This window comes from Stenotrophomonas thermophila (genome assembly GCF_001499715.1).
GTDB classification, from domain to species: Bacteria; Pseudomonadota; Gammaproteobacteria; order Xanthomonadales; family Xanthomonadaceae; genus Stenotrophomonas; species Stenotrophomonas hibiscicola.
Window position 1 is genome coordinate 340596 of sequence record NZ_CVIW01000001.1, and the last position, 25095, is coordinate 365690.

The window sequence follows — 25095 nt, forward strand, 5'->3', positions numbered from 1 at the left end:
CCTGTCGAGACCCCCATGCCTGTGGCTGCCTGCCGGAGAGGACTCCGGCGCCCACAACGAAGGCCATCACGCTGATGGCCGCACCGATGCTCGATACCTACCGCGAGGTGGTAACGCCGGAGGGTGTGCCGCTGCAGTTGCCTGCAGCCGGCCCGGTACCGAGGGCGATGGCCTGGCTGGTCGATCTCGGCGTGCGCATCGCGGCACTGGTGCTGATGTCGATTCCGCTGGCACTGCTGGACCAGTTCGGCTCCGGCCTCTACCTGGTGCTGATGTTCCTGGTCTACTGGGCCTACCCGATCGTCTGCGAAGCAGTGTGGGGACGCACCCTGGGCAAGCGTGCGCTGGGGCTGCGCGTGCTGTCCCGCGATGGCGCGCCGGCAGGCTGGATGGCGGCGATCACCCGCAACCTGCTGCGCACGGTGGACATGCTGCCCTTCGGCTATGCGCTGGGCCTGATCAGCAGCCTGTTCGATCCGCATGGCCGCCGTCTGGGCGACCTGGTGGCGGGCACTGTGGTGGTGCATGCACCCGCGCTGTACCTGCCACCGCCGCCGACCATCGGCAGCGTGCTGGCCCCGCCGCAGCCCCTGCGACCAGAGGAACAGGCCGCGCTGATGGCCTTCGCCGAGCGCGCGCCACGCTTGTCGGCGGCGCGCCAGCAGGAGCTGGCCGGTATTGCCGAGCCACTGACCGGCACCCACGGCCAGGTCGGCGTGTTGCGCCTGTATGCGATGGCCAACTGGCTGCTGGGGCGGCGATGAAACAGGAGCAGTTCGTCGCCCGCTACCAGCAGGAATGGCAGGATCTGGAGCAGTGGCTGCTGCTGCGTGCTGGCGCCTCACGCCGCACGCGCCGCAAGGCCAGCGGCCTGGCACTGGACGACACTACCTTCCCGCAGCGCTACCGGCGGCTGTGCCAGCAGCTGGCGCTGGCCCGCGAGCGCGGCTACAGCCCGCAGCTGGTGCAACGCCTGCAACAGCTGATGCAGCAGGGCCACAGCGTGCTGTACCGCACGCCGCCAACGCGCTGGCGGCGTGCCCTGGAGTTCCTGGTGGCCGATTTTCCGCTGCTGGTGCGCAGCCAGGCGCGCAGCATGTGGGCGGCGCTGGCGATGTTCGCGCTGCCGGCGGTGGCCTGCTTCGTGCTGGTGCAGGTCTATCCGGACCTGATCCACATGCTGATGGACAACCGCCAGATCGCCGAGATGGAGCGCATGTACGATCCCGCCGCCGAGCGCCTGGGGCGTGACAGCGGCACCGACTGGATGATGTTCGGCCACTACATCATGAACAACATCAGCATCGCCCTGCGCGCCTTCGCCAGCGGGCTGCTGGCCGGGCTGGGCACGCTGCTGGTGCTGCTGTTCAACGGCGTGATCATCGGTTCAGTGGCAGGCCACCTGCAGCACATCGGCCATGGCGACCCGTTCTGGCGCTTCGTGGTCGGCCACGGCGCCTTCGAGCTGACTGCGATCGTGATCGCTGGCGGTGCCGGCCTGCAGCTGGGCATGAAGCTGCTGGCGCCGGGCCGGCGCAGCCGCCTGGATGCACTGGTCGACGGCGGCCGCATCGGCGCGCGGCTGTGCCTCGGCGTCGCCTTCATGCTGTTGGTGGCCGCCTTCATCGAAGCCTTCTGGTCATCGATCGCCGAAGTACCTGCATGGGGCAAGTTCAGCGTGGCCGGTGTGTTGTGGGCCGGCGTGCTGCTGTGGCTGTGGCGCGGCGGACGTGGAGCTGGCCATGCGCATTGACCACCTGGACGTGGCGCTGCGTGCCCGCAGTGGCTGGGAAGCGATGGAGCTGGGCACCGCGCTGTCCCGCCGTCACGCGCGCGCGCTGTGGGGCAGCTGGCTGCTGGCCAGTGCACCGCTGTTCGTGATCTTCAACGCGCTGGGCTGGTGGCTGGATGCCTTCGGCTGGGCCTGGCTGGCGATGTGGTGGTGCAAACCGCTGTTCGAACGTGCGCCGCTGTATGTGCTGTCGCGCGGCATCTTCGGTGAACCAGTCGGCACGCTGGCCGCGCTGCGTGCGCAACGTCACTGGGGCAACAGCGGCTTCTGGGGCTACCTGGGCTGGCGCCGCTTCAGCGTACTGCGCAGCCTGTGCCTGCCGGTGAACCTGCTGGAAGGCAACACACCAGACCAGCGCGGCCCACGCCGCCGTGCGGTGGCCGCCGGGGCTGCAGGCGCGGCACTGGTGCTGACCGTGAGCTGCATGGCCTTCGAAGTGGTACTGGTATCCGGCGCGATCGGTGCGGTGTTCATGTTCATGCCACTGGAGCTGATGTCCGAATCATGGCGCGCCGCATGGGACATGATCGGCCAGGACACACCCGCATGGGCACGGCTGGGCTTCAACCTGGCGTGCTGGCTGGCCTCGGTGCTGATCGGCCCGTTCTTCGTCGGTGCGGGCTTTGGCCTGTACTTGAACCGGCGCACGCAGATGGAAGCCTGGGATGTGGAGATCGCCCTGCGCCGCCTGCGCGAGCGGCTGCTGCCGGCGGCATCGACGCTGGCCCTGCTGCTGTGCCTGGCACTGCCGCTGGTCTCCGCACCGGTGCATGCGCAGGACACAGACGCCGAGCCCGAACGAGCCATAGGCAAGCCCAACGACCGTGGCATCGACGCCGAGGGAAGCGACGAAGCACCGACCATCGACCCGGCCAACACCCCGGCAACGATCTTCGGCGGTACGCCGGTGGACACCGCCGGTTTCCGTCAGGCAGTGAACCGCGCCTATGAAGACCCGCTGCAGCGCCCGACCCGCCAGGTCACCCGCTGGAAGCCGATCGAACAGGCCGAGGAAGAGAAGAAGGAAGACAAGCAGCTGCAGCGTGACACCAACAGCAACGGTGAACGCAAAGCGCGCAAGGACGGCATCGCCTGGCTGGCGCGGCTGGCCGAATGGGGCCTGTGGGGGCTGCTCGGCGTCCTGCTGCTGGTGCTGCTGCTGACCGCACGGCTGTGGCTGCCGTGGCTGCGGGGCAGCGGCCGACGCAAGGCCGAGGCCGCACCGCCGGTGGTGGAGGAACAGGTGGAGTTGCCGGTGGTGCTGCCGCCGGACGTGGCCACCCAGGCCGGCCTGCTCTGGGACCAGGGCCGGCCGCGGCAGGCGCTGGCCCTTCTGTACCGCGCCAGCGTGCGCACGGTGGGCGAGCGCAGCGGCATCGCGCTTCCACCCGGTGCCACCGAAGCGCAATGCCTGCGCGCGTCGCGGCGCATGCCCGAGGCCAGCGACCGTGACCTGTTCGCGCGCATCGTGCGCATGTGGCAGTACGCCGCCTACGGTGGCCGCCTGCCCAGCCGCGCCGATTTCGATGCGATGGCCGATGCCCTGCGCCAGCAGTACGGGTGGCAGGCATGAGTCCGCGCCTGTCCTGGTCGCTGCTGCTCGGTGCATTGGTGCTGCTCGGCATACCGCTGGCGATCCTCTACCTGCGCACGCACGAGCGGGTAACCGAGACCATCCGGCTGCCGCCACGGGGCGAGGCGGCCTACAACCCGCTGTACGTGCTCGGCCAGGCCCTGCGCGCTGATGGCATCGCCGTGCACTCGCGGCCGCGGCTGGACCTGCAGCAGATGGCGCTGGGTCCGCACGACACGGTGGTGGTGCTGCAGGACAGCAGCGAACTGCCGGCGCCCGTTGCCAGCGCGCTGCTGGACTGGGTCGACCGTGGCGGCCACCTGCTTGTACGTACACCGCCGCCGGTCGAGGACGATGCCGGCAGCACGCAGGGCCCGCTGCTGGACCGGCTGGGCGTGGACAGCCTGTTCCAGCGCAGCGATTGCCAGCCGTTCCATGTCGACGACGATCCTGGCCACGTTGAATTCTGTGCTGGCCGCCGCTTCACCCTGGGTTTTGCCGCCAATGCGCAGGCCGAACGCCGCTGGGGCGGTGACCGTGACCTGGTGTTCGCGCGCCTGCGCCATGGCCAGGGCAAAGTGAGCGTGCTGGCGGACATGGAGTTCCTGCGCGGTGATGTCGACTCGCCTGCCGCGCGCCTGGCCGCGGCCGCCGGCGGTGCCAGCGATGGCCTGCACGACAAGGCTCACCGCGACCTGACCCGCTATCTGCTCGATCCGAACTACGGCAAGGGTGCGGTCTGGCTGATCTATGCCAGCCGCCCACCGTCGCTGTGGTCGCGCATGTTCTACCAGGGCTGGCCGCTGTGGGCGCCGCTGCTGCTGGCCCTGCTGGGCTGGTTGTGGGCCCGCTCGCAACGCTTCGGCAGCCTGCTGCCGTCACCGGTACTGGAACGCCGTTCGCTGCTGGAACACGTGCACGCCAGTGGTGAATTGCTGCTGCGTTTCGGCCACGGTACGCGCCTGTACGAGGCCGTTCTCGCCCTGTTCCTGCACCGCCTGCGCCTGCGCGCACCGGTGGCTGCCGCACTGGATGGTGCGCCACGCGAACAGGCCATCGCCGAACTGCTGAAGTGGCCGCAAGGCCGTGTTGCCGCCGCACTGACGCCACCTCCGCCGCACGATTCCTCCGCCCTGCGCGAGCGTATCCGCTTGCTGCTCCAGATGAGATCCCTGCTATGACCGAAGTCCCCGAGCTGCCGGCGGCCGCCAACGCGCGCCTGATCGAACGCGTCGATGCCATCCGCACCGCCGTTGGACACGCCTTCATCGGCCAGGCCGATGTACTGGACCAGATCCTGGTGGCGCTGCTGGCCGGTGGCCACGTGCTGATCGAGGGCGTGCCCGGGCTGGGCAAGACCCTGCTGGTGCGTGCACTGGCACAGGCCCTGGAGCTGGACTACGGGCGCGTGCAGTTCACCCCCGACCTGATGCCCAGCGACGTCAGCGGCCACGCGGTGTACGACCCGAAGAGCGAGAGCTTCAAGATCCGTCGCGGCCCGGTGTTCACCAACCTGCTGCTGGCCGACGAGATCAACCGTGCCCCGGCCAAGACCCAGTCGGCCCTGCTGGAAGTAATGCAGGAAGGCCAGGTGACCATTGAGGGCAAGGCCTTCACCCTGGCGCCGCCGTTCATGGCGCTGGCCACGCAGAACCCGCTGGAGCAGGAAGGCACCTACCCGCTGCCGGAAGCACAGCTGGACCGCTTCCTGCTGAAGGTGCTGATCGACTACCCCCAGCTGGAGGACGAGAAGCGCATGGTGACCGCGATTACCAGCGGCCGCGCTGCCAGCGATTTCGACCTGAGCCAGGTGCCGCGTGTGCTCGGTGCCGGCGAGCTGCTGGAACTGCAGCGTGCCACTGCGGCGATCACCGTCGATGACGAGGTGATCGACTACGCGGTGCGCATCGTCGCCGCCACCCGGCAGTGGCCGGGCATCGCCGTCGGCGCCGGTCCGCGCGGCAGCATCGCGCTGGTGCGTGCCTCGCGCGCACAGGCGGTGCTGGCCGGCCGCGACTTCGTCACGCCGGACGACGTGCGCGACATCGCCCGCCCGGCGCTGCGGCACCGCATCGCGCTGGCCCCGGAACTGCAGATTGAAGGCCAGGACGCCGACGATGTGCTGGGCGCGCTGCTGGCCAAGGTGGAAGCGCCGCGCCGATGAGGCCGGCCCCGCTGCTGTTGGCGCTGCTGCTGGCCTGGGCCGCCCTGGGCGGGCTGGTGCTGGGCGGATGGCTGCCGCGCTGGAGCTGGGCACTGGCGGCCGTGGCCATCGCGTTGCCCGCGATGTGGGACCTGTGGCGGCAGTGGCGGCGTGCATCGCCGCAGGTGCAGCGCGAGCTGCCTGAAGCGCTGGCGCTGGGCGTGCGCCGCGAGGCGGCGTTGCGTCTGCAGGCCGAGCAATCGATGACGGTACAGGTGTTCGACCTGGTGCCCGGCGGCTGGCCGCTGGAAGCGCTGCCGCAGCGCGTGAGCCTGCAGGCCGGTACGGCGTCCACCCTGCACTACCACCTGCAGCCGCTGCAGCGTGGGCACTTCCGCTTCGAGGGGGTGCACCTGCGCATGCGTTCGCCGTGGCGCCTGTGGTGGCAGCAACGCACGCTGCCGCCGGCGCTGGAGGTGCGGGTCTATCCGAACTTCGTGCCGCTCACCCGCTTCGCATTGTTCAGTGCCGACCAGGCCTCGCGGCTGGTCGGTGCGCACGTGAAGCGCCGCCGTGGCGAAGGCACCGACTTCCACCAGATGCGCGAGTACCGCATCGGCGACAGCCTGCGCCAGCTGGACTGGAAGGCCACCGCACGTGCGCGCAAGCTGATCTCGCGCGAGTACCAGGACGAGAAGAACCAGCAGTTGCTGCTGATGCTCGACAGTGGCCGGCGCATGCTGGCCAGCGAAGGCGGGCTCTCGCACTTCGACCATGCCTTGAATGCCTCGCTGGTGGTGGCCTACCTGGCGCTGCGCCAGGGCGATGCCGCCGGCCTGTACGCTGCCGGGGGCGAACGCCGCTGGGTGGCACCACAGCGCGGCATGGGCACGGTCGAGCACCTGCTGCGCGCCAGCTACGACCTGCAGCCGCGCGCGGTGGCCACCGACTACCTGGCTGCGGCCACCGAAGTATCGCTGCGCCAGCGACGGCGTGCGCTGGTGATGCTGGTCAGCAATGTGCGCGACGAGGACATCGAAGACCTGCTGGCCGCGGTGCGCCTGCTGCAGCAACGCCACTTGGTATGCGTGGCCAGCCTGCGCGAGCGCGAGCTGGATGGCGCGCTGGAGGGTGACGTGCAGACCCTGGAAGACGCCACCCAGGCCGGTGCCGCCGCGCTGTACCTGCAGCAGCGCGCGAAGGCGCACGAGGCACTGCGCAGCGAGAAGGTGATGGTGCTGGACGTGACCGCCGACGCCCTGCCCGGCGCGCTGGTGGAGCGCTACCTGGCGGTGAAGCGCGAAGGGCTGCTCTGAGCCGAGCGTGGGCTCGGCTCTACACGAATCGGGTTGTCTGTAGCGCCGAGCCCTTGCTCGGCTGCCGGCCAGCGGCCGGCACTACCCCTGCAGCAAGCGCCGCTGCAACCGCTCCACCGCACGCTGCAGCAGCACCCGGTTGCGGGCCAGCTTCATCCACTGCGGCAGGCGCGAGAACATGGATCGATGATGGCCGCGGCCCTCGCGCAGCGTCGCGCCCGCGTATTCGTGCAGTGCCTGCAGATGTTCGGCGTTGTAGGCCCACAGCAGGCCCGCGCGGGTCGATTCGACCAGGCGCAGCGGCAGACCGAAATGCGGATCGGCAGGCTCGGCGTCACGCAGTGGGCGCATCGAGACCGCGACCTCGGTGCTGCGACCGCACTGTGCGCATCGCGCGGGGAAGGATGCCGGCGCGGGGATGCCGACGGGAATCGGTCGACACACATGCAGCCACTGATGCCCGCAGAATCCACAAGGTTGGCGGCCCAGCATGTAGACCGCACCGACCCAGTCACCACTATCCAACGCAGAACTGCAGCCGGTGCAGCGGAAACGCGCAGTCCATCGATAGGGTTTCCAGCTGGCGATAACCCAACCGGGGGTGTCGCAGCGATGGCAACGCACCGCGACGCGGTCCGCGAATGCCTGCAGGCTGCGCCCGTCATCGAAATGCCGACCCGGCACGGGCGTGGTACGCCCATGCCGGCCAGGCCAGCGCTGCACCGTCATCAGACGTAGATCCGCGTTGGCGCCTCATCTACGATCGCGTGCGGCACGAAGCGCGCACTGTCGCGGGTGATCGCGCTGTCGTCCTCGCGGATGCCGATGCCGCAGGCGTGGTCACCGATCACCCAGCTGCCGATCAGCGGATAGCCGCCTTCGAAGCGGGTCAGCGGATGTGCGCGCTGGATGATCGCCGGGCCATCGTAGGGACCGTCGCTGCGCTGGGTGCTGCCATCGGCCAGGTGCATCTCGATGTTGGCGCCCTCGCGCGAGAACAGCGGCTTGCGCACCCAGCCCGACGGCAGCGTGCTGCCGTCATCGAAGTGAGCCTCCAGCAGGTTCGGATGGCCCACGTTGCGCTGCCACAGCAGCGGCAGGATGCCCTTGTTGCTCAGCACCGCCTTCCAGGCCGGCTCCAGCAGCTGCACGCCGGAACCGGGCAGCGCGCGGCCAAACTCTTCAGCCATCAGGTCTTCCAACGGGTACAGCTTGAACAGCGTGCCGATCACCGAATCATCCAGCGCGGTGAAGCGGCCGTCCTCGGACAGGCCGATATCCTCGATGGCGATGGCCTGGCCATGCAGACCGGCCTGCGAGGCGCAGTCGCGCAGGTAATCGACAGTGCCACGGTCTTCTTCGGAGCTGCCCACCGCGCTGAAGAACAGCGGCGGCGGCAGCTGCGTGGCCAGTTCGCCGAAGCGCTCGACCAGCGCCTCATGGATCGCATTGAACTGGTCGGCATGCTGCGGCAGGCGGCCGGCGTTGCGCTGGTCTTCCAGCCACTGCCACTGGAAGAAGCTGGCCTCGAACAGCGAGGTCGGCGTGTCGTAATTCAGCTCGTACAGCTTGGCCGGGCCGGTGCCGTCGTAGGCCAGGTCCAGGCGGCCGTAGAGGTGCGGCTGGCGCTGGCGCCAGCTGTCGGCGATCCAGTCGCGGTAATGCGACGGAATCGCCAGCTGGTCCATCAGGCGCTCGCTGGCGATGACATCACCGACCAGGTCCATCGCCATCTGGTGCAGCTCGGCGCTGGGGTCTTCGATGTCCTGTTCGATCTGGCGCAGGGTGAACGCGTAGTACGCGCGTTCATCCCAGTACGGCTGGCCATCGATGGTATGGAAACGGAAACCCGCTTCCTCCGCGCGTGCCCGCCACTGGGCACGCTCGGCAATCCGGATACGCTGCATGGGTCGATCAGCCGCCGTAGCTGCCGCTGCTGCTGCGGCGCGCGCTGGTGTTGCCGAAGCCACCACGGCTGGCAGTGACCGCACGGTTCGGCTCGCTGGTGACCGGCGCCAGGCCGGCCTTGCCGGCACCGATGCCGCTGGCGGTGTTCAGGCCGCCGGTGCCGCCCGGTGCCGGGCGCGCCCAGCCAGCGTTCTTGTCCTGGTAAGCCGGTGACGACGCCGGCGCCTGCGGGGCGAGGCCGCCACGGTTGCTCAGCATCTGCGACATGAAGAAGCCCATCATCATCGGGCCGATGAACGAGGTACCGGCCGAGGTGTGCTGCTGCACGCACTGTTCCGGCTTGTAGTCCTTCTCGCAGGCTTCCTTGCTGGCGTACTTCGGTGCCGCATCGGCGGCCTGCTTCTGCGCTTCGGCAAAGGCATTGCGGCACGACGACGGATCACCGGTGGCCTCGGTGCAGGCCTCCACCGAGGTGTACAGGCCTTCCTGCACCTTCACCTCCGGCTCCTTCTGGCAGGCGGTGAACAGCAGCGGCGCGGCGCTCATCAGCAGCAGCGCGGTGGTGCGGGAACGTTTCATGGCCTCATGCCCTGTCGACGGATCAATGCCCCAATGATGCCAAATCCGGGCCAGCAACCGGAATCGGCAAAGTGCGAAAGATGAACGGCCTTTCATTTTCGTCGTTCCAATCAGCAATCGGGGGTCAGAGCCCGTCGCGCAGCAACGGGATCCGACCCCGTCAGATCGCAGGAAACTGTCGAAGGCGGGGTGGGTCCGGTTGCGGGGGCGTGAGCGCCATGGATGGCGCGACCGAGGCTACATGGACGTACTTGCGCCGTCCCCCGCAGCCGGACCCCCCCCGCCATCCCACGGATAGCCCAGCTGTTGCTGTTGAGGTTGCCGGCCAGCGGCCGGCACTACCCCGGGTGCAGGGCGCAGCCCTGCCGTTCTCTCCCCGGTGGTTGCAGCAGCAACCGAAAAAATTGGCCATGATCGGCTGACCCCCACGTCGTACGGCACGCCCGTTCCGCCCGCCATGCCCGAATACCGTTCCCGCACTTCCACCGCCGGCCGCAACATGGCCGGCGCCCGCGCCCTGTGGCGTGCCACCGGCATGAAAGACGGCGACTTCCACAAGCCGATCATCGCCATCGCCAACTCCTTCACCCAGTTCGTGCCCGGCCACGTGCACCTGAAGGACCTCGGCCAACTGGTCGCGCGCGAGATCGAACAGGTCGGCGGCGTCGCCAAGGAATTCAACACCATCGCCGTGGACGACGGCATCGCGATGGGCCACGACGGCATGCTGTATTCGCTGCCCAGCCGCGAGATCATCGCCGACGCCGTGGAGTACATGGTCAACGCGCATTGCGCCGACGCACTGGTGTGCATCAGCAACTGCGACAAGATCACCCCCGGCATGCTGATGGCCGCGCTGCGCCTGAACATCCCGGTGGTGTTCGTGTCCGGCGGGCCGATGGAAGCGGGCAAGACCAAGCTGTCCGAGCACAAGCTGGACCTGGTCGATGCAATGGTGGTGGCCGCCGATGACAGCGCCTCCGACGAGAAGGTGGCCGCGTTCGAGCGCAGCGCCTGCCCTACCTGCGGCTCCTGCTCGGGCATGTTCACCGCCAACTCGATGAACTGCCTGACCGAGGCGCTGGGCCTGTCACTGCCCGGCAACGGCACCACGTTGGCCACCCACGCCGACCGTGAGGCGCTGTTCCGCCGTGCCGGGCGCCTGATCGTCGAACTCTGCCATCGCTGGTATGGCGGCGAAGATGCGAGCGCGCTGCCGCGCGGCATCGCCACCCAGGCCGCGTTCGCCAACGCGATGACCCTGGACATCGCCATGGGCGGCTCCACCAACACCATCCTGCATCTGCTGGCCGCAGCGCAGGAAGCGGAGGTCGACTTCGACCTGACCCACATCGACGCGCTGTCGCGACGCGTCCCGCAGCTGTGCAAGGTGGCGCCGAACACACCGAAGTACCACATCGAGGACGTGCACCGCGCCGGCGGCGTGTTCGGCATCCTCGGTGAACTGGATCGCGCCGGCCTGCTCGATACCACAGTGCCGACCGTGCACAGCGCCAGCCTGGCCGAAGCGCTGGAACGCTGGGACGTGGTGCGCAGCGACAACAACACCCTGCATACCTTCTTCAAGGCCGGCCCGGCCGGCATCCCCACCCAGGAGGCCTTCAGCCAGGCCACGCGCTGGCCCGCGCTGGACCTGGACCGCGCCGAGGGCTGCATCCGCTCGCTGCAACATGCGTATTCGCTGGAAGGTGGCCTGGCTGTGCTGCGAGGCAATCTGGCCGTCGATGGCTGCGTGGTGAAAACCGCCGGCGTGGATGAATCGATCCATGTGTTCGAAGGCCCCGCACGCGTCTACGAAAGCCAGGACGCCGCCGTCGCCGGCATCCTCGCCGACGAGGTGCAGCCGGGCGAGGTGGTGGTGATCCGCTACGAAGGGCCGAAGGGCGGCCCGGGCATGCAGGAGATGCTGTACCCGACCAGCTACCTGAAGTCGAAGGGACTGGGCAAGCAGTGCGCGCTGCTCACCGACGGCCGTTTCTCCGGCGGTACCTCGGGCCTGTCGATCGGCCACGTCTCGCCGGAAGCCGCCAGCGGCGGCACGATCGGCCTGGTGGAAGACGGCGACCGCATCCGCATCGACATCCCGGCCCGCCGCATCGACCTGCTGCTGGATGAGGCCACGCTGGTCCAGCGCCACAGCGAGGCCGATGCACGCGGCTGGAAACCGCGTGCGCCGCGCCCGCGCAAGGTCACCAGCGCGTTGAAGGCCTACGCCCTGCTCGCCACCAGTGCCGACAAGGGCGCCGTACGCAACACCGCCCTGCTCGGCGATTGATCCCTGCGCGGTAGTGCCGGCCGCTGGCCGGCATCTGCACGCCGCGTCCCACATCATTGAGGTTGCCGGCCAGCGGCCGGCACTACCCGTCGTGATCCGTTATGGTGGCCAGGAGGTCATCAACACGGAGGTTGAGAGGATGTTGCTTTTCTTTGCACTGGCCGCTGCCATGGGCACGTCAGCAGAACCACCCAAAGCACCCGACTGCAGCTACGACCGTGCAGCGATGCTGGCGATGGAACCGGATGCGTTCGATCAGGACCTGGAAGGTGGCTGGCGCACGCTGGCCGACCGTGGCTGCCACCGTGAAGCCGCTGATCTGCTCGCCGCCTATGCTGTGCTGCCCAAGGCTGCGGGCAACACCATGATTCTGTGGCATGAAAGCCAGATGCGTGCGGAGGCGGGCCAGTACCCGGAGGCGGTGGCGCTGATGCAGCGCACCTACAAGCCCACCGCCACCGACCCCGGTTACTGGAACGCCTACGTGGACGGCACGATCGCCTTCCTGCAGCGTGATCGTGCGGCGCTGGAGAAAGCGCGAGCAAGGTTGATTGCGATTCCTGCGCCGGAGCAGATTGCCAAGGCGCTGAAGGATGGGCGTTATCATTTCACGACCGCCGGCGGGCAGAAGGTGGATGTGCCGTGGCCGCCCAACCTGGACGTGCTCGATGGCTTCCTGCGCTGCTTTGATCGCGATTACCACAATGCGATGGGCAACCAGGCCTGCCGGAATCCGGAGGGCGATTGAGCGACAGAGGGCGTGGTCGGGTCAGAGCCCTTCCTTCGGAAGGGATCCGACCCCGTCTCAGCCGATCACGCGCTTGAACGGCGGCAGCGCGTCGATGATGCGCTTGCCGTAGCGGCGGGTCAGCAGCCGCGAATCGAGAATGACCACGCGGCCGGTGTCGGTGGAGGTGCGGATCAGGCGGCCGGCGAACTGGGTCAGCGTGCGCAGCGCATGCGGAATGGCGATCAGGTTGAAGGCATTCAACCCGCGCCCTTCGAACCACTCGCTGAGGGTGGCGGTCTGCGGGTCGGTCGGCACCGCGAACGGCACCTGGGTGATCACCACGGTGGTGCAGGCTTCGCCGGGCAGGTCGAGGCCTTCACCGAACGAGTTCAGGCCGAACAGCACCGAACCCTCGCCTGCGGCCACGCGGCGCAGGTGCTCGTCGATCAGCCGGGTCTTGGACATCTCGCCCTGCACCAGCACCTGCTTGCGGCGCGCGGCCGGCATCAGCCCGGCCACCTTCTCCATCTTCCAGCGCGAGGTGAACAGCACCATCGAACCCTTGGCCCAGTCCAGCTCGGTGTCCAGGTAGCGCGCCACTTCGCGGGGATGGCCTTCGCGATCGTCGGGGGTGACCGGAAACTTCGGCACGATCAGCTCGGCCTGGTTGGGCAGGTCGAACGGCGACGACAGCGAGACCATCTCGGCCTCTTCCGGAATGCCGTTGTCGATCGCCAGCGACTGGAAATCGCCACCGCCGGTCAGCGTCGCCGAGGTCATCACCACCGAGTCCACTTCATCCCACAGCAGCTTGCGCAGCACGTGCGCGGCCGACACCGGCGAGCCGTGCAGCACCAGGTCGCCGTCGCGGGTGGCGGTGACCCAGCGCGCCATCGGCGGCGCGCCGTCCTTGTCCTCGCGGCGCCACGCCTGCCACAGGTTGTACTGCTGCTCGATCATCTCCAGCGCCATGCCCAGGTTGCGCTGCAGGCGCTCGCGTGCGGCATCGTCCGGCTTGCCCTTGGCCACCTGCGCGGTGGCGGCATGCGCCCAGTTGTAGAGGCTGCGGGTATCGTCGGCCAGCGCCTCGATCGGCTCGCGCCAGGCCTCGGGCAGGCGCCCGTTGGCCGCGCGCCACATCGGTTCCTCGTCCGCCGGCGCCGGCATCCACACCCGCTCGATGTGATCGCGGAACGCGCGCAGCTGCTTGGCCACGTTGCTGGCGACCTCGATGGCTTCGTTGGGCAGCAGGTTGCCGAGCCGGTCCTTGTCGACTGCGCGGTAGGCACCGGCAATCAGGATCTGCAGGCGGCCGGTGCGCTTGGCCATTTCATCCAGCGCCAGGCTGGCCGCACCCTGGTCGATGGCCACGTTGCCGATGTGATGGCCTTCGTCCAGCACCAGCAGCATGTCCGACGGCGGCGCAATCAACGGCTGGCCGTTGTCGCTGTCACCGATCGACAACGCCGACAGCAGCAGCGCGTGGTTGGTGACCACGATCTGCGCATCGCGCACGGTATTGCGCGAGCGCAGCACCGCGCACTGCGCCGAATACGCACAACGGCGCCCGGCGCAGCCCGAAGCCGGCGTGGTGATGCGGCTGCGCAGGCCGGGGCTGATGGTCTCCGGCGCATTGTCAATGTCGCCATCCCAGCTGCCGCTGGTGAAGGCGTCGGTCAGGCGCTTGGCGATGTCCATCTCGATCGGCGCCAGCGGCCGGTCGAACAGCGGCGCGTCATCCTCGAACATGCCGCCCTGCGAGCCCTCGCCCTGCGCCTCGGCCGCGTTGCGCGTGCACAGGTAGCGGGTACGGCCCTTGGCCAGCGCCACGGTTGCTTCCAGGCCGGTGGCCTTGAGGAAATTCGGGATATCGCGCTCGACCAGCTGCGATTGCAGCGCCACGGTGCCGGTGCTGATCACCAGCTTCTTCCTGGTGGCCAGCGCAATCGGTACGCCTGCGGTGAGGTAGCCCAAGCTCTTGCCGACGCCGGTGGGCGCCTCGACCACGCCGACGCCGCCACTTTTCGACAGCGCACGCGACACCACGCCGATCATCTGGCTCTGCGAGCGGCGGGTGGAGAAGCCGGGGGTATTGGCCTGCAGCGTGGTGTACGCCTTGCGGATCGCGTCCTTCAAGGCGTCATCGAGCATGCGCGGAGCGGCGACGGTTTCGGTCACGCCGGGAACTACCGTAGCTGGATCAGGCCGGTCATTGTCGCATGGCCGGCCACGACCGCCGCCGCTGCCTGCCTGAACAAGCCAGCGACGACACCCGGCGGCCGGATGAACACGCCGGACGCTACTGGGGACAGACCAGGGCCGTCACCGGGAGGTCACTGCACCACGTTGCCACGCAGCCGCAGCAGGCGCACCAGCGCCCACACCAGCAGCACCACGCCGATGGCTTCAACCATTGCCAGCGCGAAGTGCAGCACGCCGAGGATGGTGCCGATGCCCGACACGGCGCCGAAGTTACCGCTGCTGACCAGCCACATCGGCAGGATGCCCGCTGCCAGGCCGCCGAGACTGGACAGCAGCAACAGCAGCAGGCCGGCCAGGGCGCCGGTGCGGGTGGCATCGCGCGGCGCGCCGACCACCCAGACCAGGCCGATGCACAGCGCGATCAGCACCGGCAGGCGCACGCCCACCATGCTCAGCACGGTCACCAGCAGGGTTGCGCCGTCCATCGATCAGTCCTCGCCGGCCAGCACGGCCGAGCCCTGCCGCAGCGACTGGTAGACCTCATCGGTCTGCGGGCGCACGCCATGCCACTGCAGGAAGCTCTCGGCGGCCTGTTCGACCAGCATGCCCAGCCCATCCACGGTATTGCGGCAGTTGGACGCGCGTGCCCAGGCCAGGAAGGCGATGGCAGCCTCGCCGTAGTTGAGGTCGACGGCGGTGGTCATCGAGTTGACCAGCGACAGCGGCAGCTTGAACTCGACGTCGCGGTCGCGGCCGGCCGAGGTGGCATTGACGATCAGCTCGAAGTCACCCAGGTCACGCAGGTCTTCCCAGTAGCGGCTGATCGCGCGGCCTGGTTCGCCCATCGCGTCGATCAGTTCATCGGCGCGTTCCGGTGTGCGGTTGACCACCACCAGCTCGGTGATGCCGGCATCGAGCAGCGCCGGCGCGACGCTGCGCGCGGAACCGCCGGCGCCGATCAGCAGCACGCGGCGGCCACGCAGGTCCAGGCCATGGCGGTCGGTCAGGTCACGCACCAGGCCGATGCCATCGGTGGTATCGCCGTGCCAGCGGTCGCCCTTGCGCAGCAGCGTGTTGACCGAGCCGGCGCGGCGCGCGCGCGCGGTCAGGGTGGTGCACACCGAGAACGCGGCTTCCTTGTGCGGCGAGGTGACGTTGGCACCGACACCGCCTTCGGCGGCGAAGGCTTCCAGGCCGGCCAGGAACGCATCAGGGGCCAGGTCGATTGCACGGTAGTCGATGCTGATGCCTTCCTGGCGACCGAACGTCGCGTGGATCTGCGGCGACTTCGAGTGGGCAACGGGGTGTCCGAAGACGGCGTAACGGTCGGTCATGGAATCCTCAAGCTGGCTAGACTGATGCTCTTTCGTGCACGGACCCGGATGATGCGCATCACCCCGCCCCTGCTGGTGCTTGCCGCCAGTCTACTCTCTGCCCCCGTGGCGATGGCGTTGAACGAGTACGGCATCGAAGGCATGGGCGTGGTCTCCACCCGTGCCGACGAGGGCCGCGCCACGATCAGTCCCGATGGCCAGCGCATCGTCTTTGCCCGCCGCGGTGAGGCTGGCTGGGGCCTGTGGGAGGCGCGCGTGGTCGACGGCCGCTGGCAGCAGGCGCAGGCCCTGCCGGTAGGCGTGGCCGGTGAGGCCCGTGATCCCTACTTCAGCCGTGACGGCCGCTGGCTGCTGTTCGCGGCCGGCCGCGAGGGCGCACTGGCGTTGTACCGCGCCGCGTTGGCCGCCGACGGCCGGCTGGGCCCGGCGCAGCCGCTGGCCGGTGACGGCGGGCGCCGGGAAGAGCGCGGCCCGGCCCTGAGCGCGGACGGCAAGCAGCTGTTGTTTGCCCGCCAGCAAGGCCGTGGCGCCGGCTGGGACCTGTTCGTGGCGACGCTGGATGCGCAGGGCCTGCGCGGCCCGGCCAGCGCACTGAGCGCGTTGAACAGCGCCGACGACGAGACCGACGGCGACTGGCTCGGCCAGGACGGTGCCGTGGTGTTCAGCCGCGGCAGCGGCAGTACCGCGCAGGTCTGGAGCAGCGGCTGTGCGTGGAGCGGCGCGGCGCTGCAGCCGCTGGCGTTGTCGTTCAACCAGACCGGCGGCTGGACCGGCGCGCCGGTGATCGACAACGCCAAGCCAGGCGAGATGCTGGTCGCCAGCAGCGCGGCGAAGGCGCCGCGCGCCGGTGGCGTGGACGTGTACCGCTTGGCGGTGCCGAAGATGGCGGCGGTGGCCGGGTGCGCGCGGTAGATCCACGCCATGCGTGGATAGCCGTTTGGTAGATGCCAACCTTGGTTGGCATACGTGAAAGCGCCAACCAAGTTTGGCGACTACCAGTAGATCCACGCCACGTGGATGAAACGCCCCGTCAGCGAGACAACACCTTGGCGCGCTGCTGCTCGTACTCCAGCTCACTCAGCTGGCCGTTGTCCTTGCGCTGGTTCAACGCGGCCAGCTCGGCCTGCACGCTGTCCGGCAGCGCCTGCTCTCGGGCCACGTGGCGGGCAGCGGAGAGCTGCTCCGGCGGGCGCTTGCCGCCCCGCCAGGCGGCGATGAAGACACCGACGATGATGGCGCCGAACACCAGTGTTCCGGTGCCCCAGATCAGCCATTGCATCCATCCCAGTTCGGGTGCCATCGCGCAGTCCTCCGTCTATCGTGTCGCTATTGTCAGCGCTCGCGCAGCCATCGCGCCACCTGCGGCGCGAAATAGGTCAGTACGCCGTCGGCGCCGGCCCGCTTGAAGCCCAGCAGCGACTCCAGCACGCAGGCACGCTCGTCCAGCCAGCCATTGGCGAAGGCGGCCTTCATCATCGCGTACTCGCCACTGACCTGGTAGGCGAAGGTCGGCACGCCGAATTTCTCCTTCACCCGGCGCACCAGGTCCAGGTACGGCATGCCCGGCTTGACCATCACCATGTCGGCGCCTTCTTCCAGGTCCAGCGCGATCTCGCGCAGTGCCTCGTCGCCGTTTGCCGGGTCCATCTGGTAGGTCTTCTTGTCGGCCTTGCCGAGACTGGCCGCGCTGCCCACCGCATCACGGAATGGACCGTAGAACGCCGAGGCGTACTTGGCCGAGTAAGCCATGATGCGCACGTTGACGTGGTGGTCGGCATCCAGCGCGCGACGGATCGCGCCGATGCGGCCGTCCATCATGTCCGACGGCGAGACGATGTCGACCCCGGCTTCGGCGTGCGACACCGACTGCTTGACCAGCGCTTCCACGGTGATGTCGTTCAGCACGTAGCCCTTGTCATCGATGATGCCGTCCTGGCCGTGGGTGGTGTACGGGTCCAGCGCCACGTCGGTCATCACGCCCAGCTCCGGGAAGCGCGACTTCAGCGCGCGGATCGCACGCTGCGCCAGGCCGTCCTCGGCCCAGGCGGCCGATGCATCCAGCGACTTCAGCGACGGGTCGATCACCGGGAACAGGTCGATCACCGGAATGCCCAGCTCCAGCGCCTCTTCGGCCACCTTCAGCAGTTCTTCGATCGACAGCCGCTCCACGCCCGGCATCGACGGCACTGCGGTGCGGCCGGCCAGTTCGTGCACGAACACCGGGTAGATCAGGTCGTCGGTGGTCAGCGTGTTCTCGCGCATCAGGCGGCGCGAGAACTCGTCGTGGCGCATGCGGCGCGGGCGGTACAGCGGGTGGGACATGGCAGGCTCCGAGGAGTGGCTATTGCAACAGGTAGCCCTGCGGCAGCAGGGGTTCGGGCAACGGGCGTTCGCCGAGCGCATCGAGCTGGTCGATCTCGATCGTGCGCACCAGCGCGTCCAGCGGCAGATCGTTCGGCTCAAGGCCGAAGGGGTCTTCCATTTCTTCGCCCAGTTGGTCCAGGCCGAAGAAGGCATAAGCCAGCACCGCCGACAGCACCGGCGTGCCCCAGCCCAGCGAACTGGCCAGGCCGAACGGCAGCAGCACGCAGAACATCCACGCGCAGCGGTGCAGCAGCAGGGTGTAGGCGAACGGCAGCGGCGTGGTGAGGATGCGCTCGCAGCCGGCCTGGATCGACGACATCGCGTGCAGGCGCTCTTCCAGCTGGGTGTAGAGGATCGGATCGAGCTCACCGCTGCGCAGCGCCTGGGCCAGTTCGGCGGCGATCATCGCCAGCAGCGCGTCGGGCACGTTCTCGCGCTGGCCCAGCTGTTCGCGCTGGCGCTTGTCCAGCCACGGCAGGGCCATCAGCGCCACGATGCGCCCACGCAGGCGCCCGGCCAGGGCGTGGGCGAACGCGGTGGTGACGTAGGCGATGCGGCGACGGCGGCCGGTGTCATCGGCCAGCAGCAGGTTCACCTGGCGGGCCAGCGAACGCGATTCGTAGACCAGCTGGCCCCACAGCTTGCGGCCTTCCCACCAGCGCTCGTAGCAGGCGCTGTTGCGGAAGCTGAGGAAGATCGACAGCACCAAGCCGAGCAGGGTGAACGGCGTGACCGACACGCGTTCGATGCCGGTCGGCGGCGCCAGTTCCACCACCGCAGCCACGGCGATGGACAGGATCAGGATGGCCAGCACCTTGGGCGCGATCGCTTTGACGATCGAACCGCGCAGGATGTACAGCAGTTGCCAGCCGTGGGGACGGGGTCGGATGATCATGGGGCAGCCGCGCCGGGCGCGGATTCACAGGCACGCGGGGGGCTCGCGCAGCCATTCATTGTACGCCCCCGCCCGGCCATCGGCCGTGCGCCTGCGACGCCCTGTCGCACCCGGGCACGGGCTCAGATGACGCCACCACCCAGGCCGAGGCGGAGGATGCCCACCACCACCACGATGCCGTTCAGGACCAGGCCGGCCCAGGCCCGGCCACGCTTGCTCGGGTGGGTGAACAGGATGCCCAGCGCGGCGATGACCGCGCCCACCGCAGCGAACGGGATAAGGAACCAGTTGCCCCAGCCGAGCAGTGGAATCAGCGCCAGGATCATCCACAACAGCGCCAGTACTCCCCACAACAGACTGATCACGCCCATGCCACTCTCCCGCAGTTGGTTCCTGCCCCAACCATAGACGTTCCCGCTGCCGTCGCCTACTGCCGTTGGCGGGGCTGTCACCCCCGGCGTGCTAGCGTGCTGCTGTGCGTGCCCTGGCCCGGGTGTTGGCGCCGATTCAGAGTGGCCCGCCGATGATCGCAACCAGTCCTACAGGGGTCGTGCCATGAACATCCGTTGGGCCGCGTTGGCGGCCATCCTGCTGGTCGCCGCTGGCTGTGCCAGCACCTCCAAGGTGATGCTGGGCCGCGCCCGCGCACCCATCGATCCGGCACTGGTGCAGATCTACTCGACCCCGCCGGCCGGGTCCCAGGAAATCGCCCAGCTGGAATCGGCGTCCGCCGTCGGCTTCGGCACACAGGGCCAGACTGATGCCGCTGTGGCACGCCTGAAGCGTGAGGCCGCCGCGCTGGGCGCCAATGGCGTGGTGCTGATGGGCGTGGGCAGCAGTGGCTCGCCGGTGGGCATGTCGGTGGGCGCCGGCACGTTCGGCTCGCATGTGGGTGGCGGCGTCGGCATCGGTATTCCGACCACGCAGAAGCGCGCCGCCGGCGTCGCGATCTGGGTGCCGAATCCGGCACCGCCGGCGCGATTGCCGACACAGGTGATTACCCCGCAGCGGTGAGGCAGCAGCGTCACCGCAGGTAGTGCCGGCCGCTGGCCGGCAACCCTCAGGAGTCCTTCCTGCGCCAGGGACAATGCCGGCCAGCGGCCGGCACTACCCGTAATGCTCAGCGCTTGTACTTCGGCACGAACGTCTTGTTCACCGCATCAGCCAGCTGGTCCGGCGGCAGCAGGCCCTGGTCGAGCAGGAAGTTGTTGAACGCAAGGCGGTCGAACTTCGCACCCAGTGCCAGCTCGGTCTGCATGCGCAGTTCCAGGATGCGGGTGTAGCCGTAGAAGTAGCTGCCGGCCTGGCCCGGCATGCGCACCATGTAGCGATCCAGTTCCTGGGTGGCCATTGCCTTGGACAGGCCGACCTGCTCCATCAGCACGCGCTCGCCATTGGCGCGGTCGGTCAGGCCCAGGTTGAGCATCGGGTCCAGCATCGCGCGCGCGGCGCGCAGCAGGCGGAACTGCAGGGCGATCATCTGACCGTCCAGCGGTTCGTAGGGCACCATCTCGGCCTCGGCATACAGTGCCCAGCCTTCCACGTTCACCGAATTGAACGCGAACATGGTGCGTGCCAGCGACACGCCACGCTCGACCATCGCGGTGAACTGGAGCTCGTGGCCGGGGCGGCCTTCATGCGCGCTCAGCGTCCACGCCGCCGCACCGAAGTTGAAATCGTCGTACTGTGCGCCCGGGCCCGCCGCCGGGTTGCCCAGCGGCAGCACGAAGGTGCCCTGCTGCCCGGTGTTGTTGACCAGCGGCGCCGGCAGGAAATGCGGCGCGGGACTGGCCGCGCTCTCGGCGGCCGAACCCAAGCGCATCTGCATGGCGCGCTGGGGCACGTCGACGATGGCATGCTCGCGGATCAGCGGATCGATCGCGTCGATCACCTTGCGGTAGTGGCCTTCCAGATGGTCGTCGGCGATCTTGTCGGCCTTCAGCGCGCGGATCACCGCCACCGGGTCGCTCGGGTCGGCCACCTTCAGGCCCTTGTCCTTCACCACCAGCGGCGCCAGCTGCTGCATCGCCGAGCGGGTTTCCATGAACTCCAGCTGCGCGCGCTGCATCAGCAGCTTCGGGTCGATGTCGATGCCGACCTGCTTGAGCTGGTAGGCGTACAGCGGCGCTGGCAGGCGCGCATCGGTGCGTGCCTTCGGCAGCACTTCCTTGCGGGTCCAGGCGGCGTAGTCCTTCATCTGCCCGGCCAGCGCCTTCATCGCCTCATCGGCGCCGGCGATCTGGTACTTCTTCAGCAGCGACTCGATACCGGTGATGTAGGTCTCGACGTTGTCCAGCGACTGCTGCACTTCGATCCTGGTCGGCTGCAGCAGGCTGCTGTCCTTCAGGCGCTCTTCATAGCGCTGGCGGGCCAGCGTGGTGAAGGCGGTGCCGCCCGGCTGCAGGCCGGCATAGGCCTTGAGGCGGTCGACCGCCTTGGCCCGGCGCTCGGCCGGCACCTGGTCGGACAGCAGCAGGTTGAGGCCGCTGAACACGGTCTGCGGCGCATCGCTCCACGGCAGCAGGTATTTCTCGTTGAGCTCGCTGCCTTCGATGTTCTGGCTGGCGGCGTGGATCATGATCTCCAGGTCCTGGCGGACATTGGGATCCTTCTCGACGGCCAGTTTTGCCTTCAGTTCGTCGCGTGCCTTGGCCATGGCAGCGCGGTAGCGCTTGCCGTTGTCCGGGCCGAGATCGGCCACCTTGTCGTCGTAGCCGGGCACACCGAAGAAGCCGGTTTCCTCCGGCTGGAACGGGCCCTGGGCGTCCAGCAGAATCTGCGCCAGCGCATTGCTGCGGGCGACCCAGGCCGGGCTGGCCGGGGTGGCGGACTTGGCGGCGGGTGCCGCCAGCGCCGGTGGCGCAGACAGCAGCGGTGCGGCAGTCAGGGCCAGGGCAACGGCGAACGCAATCGGCTTCATGGTGCACTCCAGGACGGGGTTGCCCGCACCCTACGCGCTCACGGCGATGGCGACAATCGGCGGGAAGTCATGGCGACTGGTTGTGCAGCCGGGGCTCCGCGGAAGCCTGCCGGCGTGGAGTCGACTGTCAGTCGACTATCGCGCGCAGCGCGGGGGTTTCGCTATCTGATCGAAGAGCAGTCGACTGACAGTCGACTCTACCCGGTCGACGTCCCGCAGTCGCCTGCCCGTGGAGGTCACAACGCGGCGGTCAGCGGGCATTCGCCGCGTTCGCGGCAGGCCTGCAGCTCGCACTCCTGCGCCGCCTCATCATCATCCAGCGCCGTCAGGTCGAAGGTCTGCTTGTCTTCGGCCAGCACGTACATCACCGGGTAGTCCCAGACATCGTCACGACGGATGCCCTGCACGAACAACCGCCCGCGTGCCTGCGGCCCTTCCAGTGCAACGGTCAGGCCAACGTCGCGCTGGCCGTTGATGGCGGTCTGCATGCTGCCCAGCGGCATCGATTCGATATGCAGCGGCTCGCCGAAGGCTTCCACCAGTTCGATGCTGCAGCCCGCGCGGCGCAACGCTTCGCGCATCGGTGGACTTTCGCGTGCCGCCTCGCTCCAGCGCAACAGGCTCCAGGTCACCACGCCACCGGCGCCGCCCAGCACCAGCACCACCGTCAGCGGCATCGCCCAGCGCCAGTGGCGGCGCCACCATCCGGTGGACGTCTGGCGATGGGCGGGAATCGGCGGTGGCAGGGTCATCGGCGGGCTCCTTCCCGGTTGCGGATCAGGGTTTCAGGCAGCGTCCCAGGAAGGCTTCGGCCACGCGGTAGCGATGCAGCGCATCGGCGCCCGACAGGCCATGCTTGGCACCCGGGTAGGTCATCAGCTCGAACGGCTGTGCACGCTTCTGCAGCGCGCTCATCAGGCTGGTCGAGTTGGTGAACAGCACGTTGTCGTCGGCCATGCCGTGGATCAGCAGCAGCGGCGAGCGCAGGCCGTCGATATGGGTCAGCACGCGCGCTTCGCGATAACCGGCTTCATTGCGTGCCGGCAGATCCATGTAGCGTTCGGTGTAGTGGCTGTCGTACAGGCCCCAGTCGGTCACCGGCGCACCGGCCACGCCGCAGGCGTACTGGTTCGAGGCCTTGGCCAGCAGCATCAGGGTCATGTAACCGCCGTTGGACCAGCCCTGCACGCCAATGCGCGCCGGGTCCACCCACGGCTGCTGCTTGAGCCAGGCCACGCCGCGCAGCTGGTCGGTCACTTCCACCGTGCCCTGCTTGCCATACAGCGCACCACCGAAGTCGCGGCCACGGCGCGGGGTGCCACGGTTGTCCAGCGAGAACACCACGTAGCCCTGCTGGGCCAAGTACTGGTTGAACAGGTGATCACCGCGGCCGGGCCAGCTGTCGGTGACGGTCTGGCTGGCCGGGCCGCCATAGACATACACCGCCACCGGGTAGCGCTTGGACGGATCAAACTCGGCCGGCTTGATCAGACTGTAGTTCAGTGGGGTCTTGCCATCGGCGGCGGTCAGCGTGCCGAACTCGACCGGGCGCTGCGCGTCGCGGTAGCGCGCATACGGGTGCCTGGGATCGGCCAGGTCGTTCTCCACCAGCGTAGCGATCTTCTCGCCATTGGCGCGGAACAGCTCGATCTGCGGCGGCGTGGTGCTGTTGGACCAGCTGTCGACATAGACGCTGGCATTGCGGGCGAACGTGGCGCTGTGCATGCCCGGTGCCTTGGACAGGCGCTGCGGCTCGCCGCCCTGCAGCGATACCGCGTAGATCTGGCTTTCGCGCGAGGTTTCGATGCCGGCGCGGAAGTAGGCCTTGCCGGCCTTCTCATCAACCGCCAGCAGTTCGTCCACCGGCCAGTTGCCGTGGGTCAGCGCGGTGGTCTTGCCCTTGCTGTCGATGCGGTACAGGTGCTGGAAGCCGGTACGCTCGGACGACCACAGCACGCTGCCGTCTTCCAGGAAGCGCAGGCTGTTATGCAGCGGCACCCAGGTCGGGCTGGTCTCGTGGGCGAGCACGCGCTGGCGGTTGGAGTCGAGCGCCACTTCCACCAGGTCCAGCTGCTTCTGGTCACGCGACTGGCGCTGGAAACTCAGGTGCTGCGGATCGCGCCAATCGACGCGGGCCAGGTAGATATCCTGTTCCCTGCCGAGGTCGACCCAGCGCGGCTGCGCATCGGCGGCCGGTGCGATCACGCCCAGCTGCACGCGCACGTTGGCGTCGCCGGCGGCCGGGTAACGCTGCTCGATCACGTCGGTGCGGTCGGCATAGACCTCGTAGCGCTTCTGTACCGGCACCGGCGATTCATCGATGCGGGCAAAGGCAATGGCCGAATCATCCGGCGCCCACCAGTAGCCGGTGTGGCGATCCATCTCCTCATCGGCGACGAACTCGGCCACGCCGTTGCCGATGGTGGTGCTGCCGTCGTGGGTCAGCTGCAGCTGCTTGCCATTGGCCAGGTCGATCACCCACAGGTTGCGGCCGCGGATGAAGCTGACGAAACCGCCCTTGGGCGACAGCTTGGCGTCGGTGGCGAAACCTTCACCGTGGGTCAGCTGGCGCACGGCCGCCTGGCCCTGCTGCTTGAGGTCGTACAGGTAGAGTTCGCCGCCCAGCGGGAACAGCAGGCGCTGCGCGTCCGGCGACCACTGGTAATCAACGATGCCGGTCATCGCGGCGATGCGCTGGCGCTCGCGGCGTGCCTTTTCCTCGTCGCTGAGGGTCTCGGTGCCGGGCAGCACCACCTTGGAATCAACCAGCAGCCGGGTCTGGCCGCTACCGATGTCGTAGGTCCACAGGTCCAGCTGGTTTCGGTCGCTGTCCTTGCCGCGCAGGAAGCTGACCTGCGATCCGTCCGGTGCCACCTTCGGCTTCATCAAGGTCGGGCCGGACAGCGGCAGCGGACCGGTGATGGCTTCCAGGGTCAGCTTTTCAGCGTGGGCAGCGGTTGTGGTGGCAAGCATGAGGGCGAGCGAAGCGAACAGGTGGCGCATGGAGGATCCCGGCAAACGGCAGGTCCGCCTCCACGCGGGG

At 68.5% G+C, this 25095-nt stretch carries 23 protein-coding genes; 10 read left to right on the forward strand and 13 right to left on the reverse strand.

What is annotated here, in order from left to right; genetic code table 11:
* Nucleotides 1-74 precede the first annotated feature (74 nt).
* Genes BN1263_RS01510 through BN1263_RS01535 form a run of 6 tightly spaced genes read left to right on the forward strand, consistent with a single transcriptional unit; the run spans nt 75 to nt 6824 of the window.
* Nucleotides 75-764, forward strand: coding sequence for an RDD family protein (locus BN1263_RS01510; protein WP_019661651.1), 690 nt, complete (start codon nt 75-77; stop codon nt 762-764).
* Complete coding sequence (locus BN1263_RS01515; RefSeq protein WP_021203337.1) at nt 761-1753, forward strand: stage II sporulation protein M; 993 nt, start codon at nt 761-763, stop codon at nt 1751-1753. Before BN1263_RS01510 ends, BN1263_RS01515 begins: the two co-directional genes overlap by 4 nt.
* Complete coding sequence (locus BN1263_RS01520) at nt 1743-3365, forward strand: DUF4129 domain-containing protein (protein ID WP_058979062.1); 1623 nt, start codon at nt 1743-1745, stop codon at nt 3363-3365. The genes BN1263_RS01515 and BN1263_RS01520 overlap by 11 nt, the downstream gene beginning before the upstream one ends.
* On the forward strand, nt 3362-4546 hold the full coding sequence (locus BN1263_RS01525; RefSeq protein WP_058979065.1) for a DUF4350 domain-containing protein: 1185 nt from the start codon (nt 3362-3364) through the stop codon (nt 4544-4546). Before BN1263_RS01520 ends, BN1263_RS01525 begins: the two co-directional genes overlap by 4 nt.
* Nucleotides 4543-5529, forward strand: coding sequence for an AAA family ATPase (locus tag BN1263_RS01530; RefSeq protein ID WP_014648782.1), 987 nt, complete (start codon nt 4543-4545; stop codon nt 5527-5529). The genes BN1263_RS01525 and BN1263_RS01530 overlap by 4 nt, the downstream gene beginning before the upstream one ends.
* Nucleotides 5526-6824 carry a DUF58 domain-containing protein gene (locus tag BN1263_RS01535; protein ID WP_058979067.1) on the forward strand — a complete coding sequence of 433 codons (1299 nt, stop codon included), beginning with the start codon at nt 5526-5528 and terminating at the stop codon, nt 6822-6824. The genes BN1263_RS01530 and BN1263_RS01535 overlap by 4 nt, the downstream gene beginning before the upstream one ends.
* An 81-nt stretch (nt 6825-6905) precedes the next feature.
* Here the strand turns inward: BN1263_RS01535 and BN1263_RS01540 are convergent, their stop codons facing one another.
* From BN1263_RS01540 to BN1263_RS01550, 3 genes are read right to left on the reverse strand one after another with little or no spacing between them, the layout of a single operon-like run.
* Nucleotides 6906-7553: a hypothetical protein gene (locus tag BN1263_RS01540; RefSeq protein ID WP_058979069.1), complete on the reverse strand. Its 648-nt coding sequence runs from the start codon at nt 7551-7553 to the stop codon at nt 6906-6908.
* On the reverse strand, nt 7553-8731 hold the full coding sequence (locus tag BN1263_RS01545) for a glutathionylspermidine synthase family protein (protein WP_058979071.1): 1179 nt from the start codon (nt 8729-8731) through the stop codon (nt 7553-7555). Before BN1263_RS01545 ends, BN1263_RS01540 begins: the two co-directional genes overlap by 1 nt.
* 7 nt (nt 8732-8738) lie before the next feature.
* Complete coding sequence (locus BN1263_RS01550; protein WP_021203331.1) at nt 8739-9311, reverse strand: DUF1190 domain-containing protein; 573 nt, start codon at nt 9309-9311, stop codon at nt 8739-8741.
* Between the two features lie 457 nt (nt 9312-9768).
* On the opposite strand from BN1263_RS01550, the gene ilvD reads away from it, so the two are divergent.
* Nucleotides 9769-11607, forward strand: coding sequence for a dihydroxy-acid dehydratase (ilvD, locus tag BN1263_RS01555; protein WP_058979073.1), 1839 nt, complete (start codon nt 9769-9771; stop codon nt 11605-11607).
* Between the two features lie 139 nt (nt 11608-11746).
* Nucleotides 11747-12355 carry a hypothetical protein gene (locus BN1263_RS01560; RefSeq protein WP_058979311.1) on the forward strand — a complete coding sequence of 203 codons (609 nt, stop codon included), beginning with the start codon at nt 11747-11749 and terminating at the stop codon, nt 12353-12355.
* 57 nt (nt 12356-12412) lie between these two features.
* Here BN1263_RS01560 and dinG read toward each other — a convergent pair whose 3' ends face one another.
* The 3 genes from dinG to aroE form a co-directional block, all read right to left on the reverse strand.
* Nucleotides 12413-14488: an ATP-dependent DNA helicase DinG gene (gene dinG, locus BN1263_RS01565; RefSeq protein WP_186008947.1), complete on the reverse strand. Its 2076-nt coding sequence runs from the start codon at nt 14486-14488 to the stop codon at nt 12413-12415.
* Nucleotides 14489-14670: 182 nt separating this feature from the next.
* The gene (locus BN1263_RS01570) at nt 14671-15024 is read right to left on the reverse strand and encodes a hypothetical protein (protein WP_058979078.1); all 354 of its coding nucleotides are present in this window, start codon (nt 15022-15024) and stop codon (nt 14671-14673) included.
* A gap of 3 nt (nt 15025-15027) precedes the next feature.
* Nucleotides 15028-15873: a shikimate dehydrogenase gene (aroE, locus tag BN1263_RS01575; protein ID WP_019661661.1), complete on the reverse strand. Its 846-nt coding sequence runs from the start codon at nt 15871-15873 to the stop codon at nt 15028-15030.
* 48 nt (nt 15874-15921) lie between these two features.
* Here aroE and BN1263_RS01580 point away from each other — a divergent pair, with 48 nt between their 5' ends.
* The gene (locus tag BN1263_RS01580) at nt 15922-16785 is read left to right on the forward strand and encodes a TolB family protein (protein ID WP_058979080.1); all 864 of its coding nucleotides are present in this window, start codon (nt 15922-15924) and stop codon (nt 16783-16785) included.
* Between the two features lie 118 nt (nt 16786-16903).
* Here BN1263_RS01580 and BN1263_RS01585 read toward each other — a convergent pair whose 3' ends face one another.
* The 4 genes from BN1263_RS01585 to BN1263_RS01600 all read right to left on the reverse strand — a co-directional run bounded on the left by BN1263_RS01585 (nt 16904) and on the right by BN1263_RS01600 (nt 19503).
* Complete coding sequence (locus tag BN1263_RS01585; protein ID WP_058979082.1) at nt 16904-17173, reverse strand: hypothetical protein; 270 nt, start codon at nt 17171-17173, stop codon at nt 16904-16906.
* A 32-nt stretch (nt 17174-17205) separates the two neighbouring features.
* Nucleotides 17206-18195, reverse strand: coding sequence for a porphobilinogen synthase (gene hemB, locus BN1263_RS01590; RefSeq protein ID WP_058979084.1), 990 nt, complete (start codon nt 18193-18195; stop codon nt 17206-17208).
* 19 nt (nt 18196-18214) lie between these two features.
* Nucleotides 18215-19132, reverse strand: coding sequence for a bestrophin family protein (locus BN1263_RS01595; protein ID WP_019661664.1), 918 nt, complete (start codon nt 19130-19132; stop codon nt 18215-18217).
* A gap of 122 nt (nt 19133-19254) precedes the next feature.
* Nucleotides 19255-19503, reverse strand: coding sequence for a hypothetical protein (locus tag BN1263_RS01600; protein WP_006475755.1), 249 nt, complete (start codon nt 19501-19503; stop codon nt 19255-19257).
* 184 nt (nt 19504-19687) lie between these two features.
* Here BN1263_RS01600 and BN1263_RS01605 point away from each other — a divergent pair, with 184 nt between their 5' ends.
* Complete coding sequence (locus BN1263_RS01605) at nt 19688-20146, forward strand: hypothetical protein (protein WP_010482223.1); 459 nt, start codon at nt 19688-19690, stop codon at nt 20144-20146.
* Nucleotides 20147-20252: 106 nt separating this feature from the next.
* Here BN1263_RS01605 and BN1263_RS01610 read toward each other — a convergent pair whose 3' ends face one another.
* The 3 genes from BN1263_RS01610 to dap4 all read right to left on the reverse strand — a co-directional run bounded on the left by BN1263_RS01610 (nt 20253) and on the right by dap4 (nt 25055).
* Nucleotides 20253-22052, reverse strand: a complete 1800-nt coding sequence (locus tag BN1263_RS01610; protein ID WP_058979086.1) for a DUF885 domain-containing protein — start codon at nt 22050-22052, stop codon at nt 20253-20255.
* A gap of 236 nt (nt 22053-22288) precedes the next feature.
* Nucleotides 22289-22804, reverse strand: coding sequence for a cytochrome c oxidase assembly factor Coa1 family protein (locus tag BN1263_RS01615; protein ID WP_058979088.1), 516 nt, complete (start codon nt 22802-22804; stop codon nt 22289-22291).
* A 25-nt stretch (nt 22805-22829) separates the two neighbouring features.
* Complete coding sequence (gene dap4, locus BN1263_RS01620; protein ID WP_058979090.1) at nt 22830-25055, reverse strand: dipeptidyl aminopeptidase 4; 2226 nt, start codon at nt 25053-25055, stop codon at nt 22830-22832.
* Between the last annotated feature and the right edge of the window lie 40 nt (nt 25056-25095).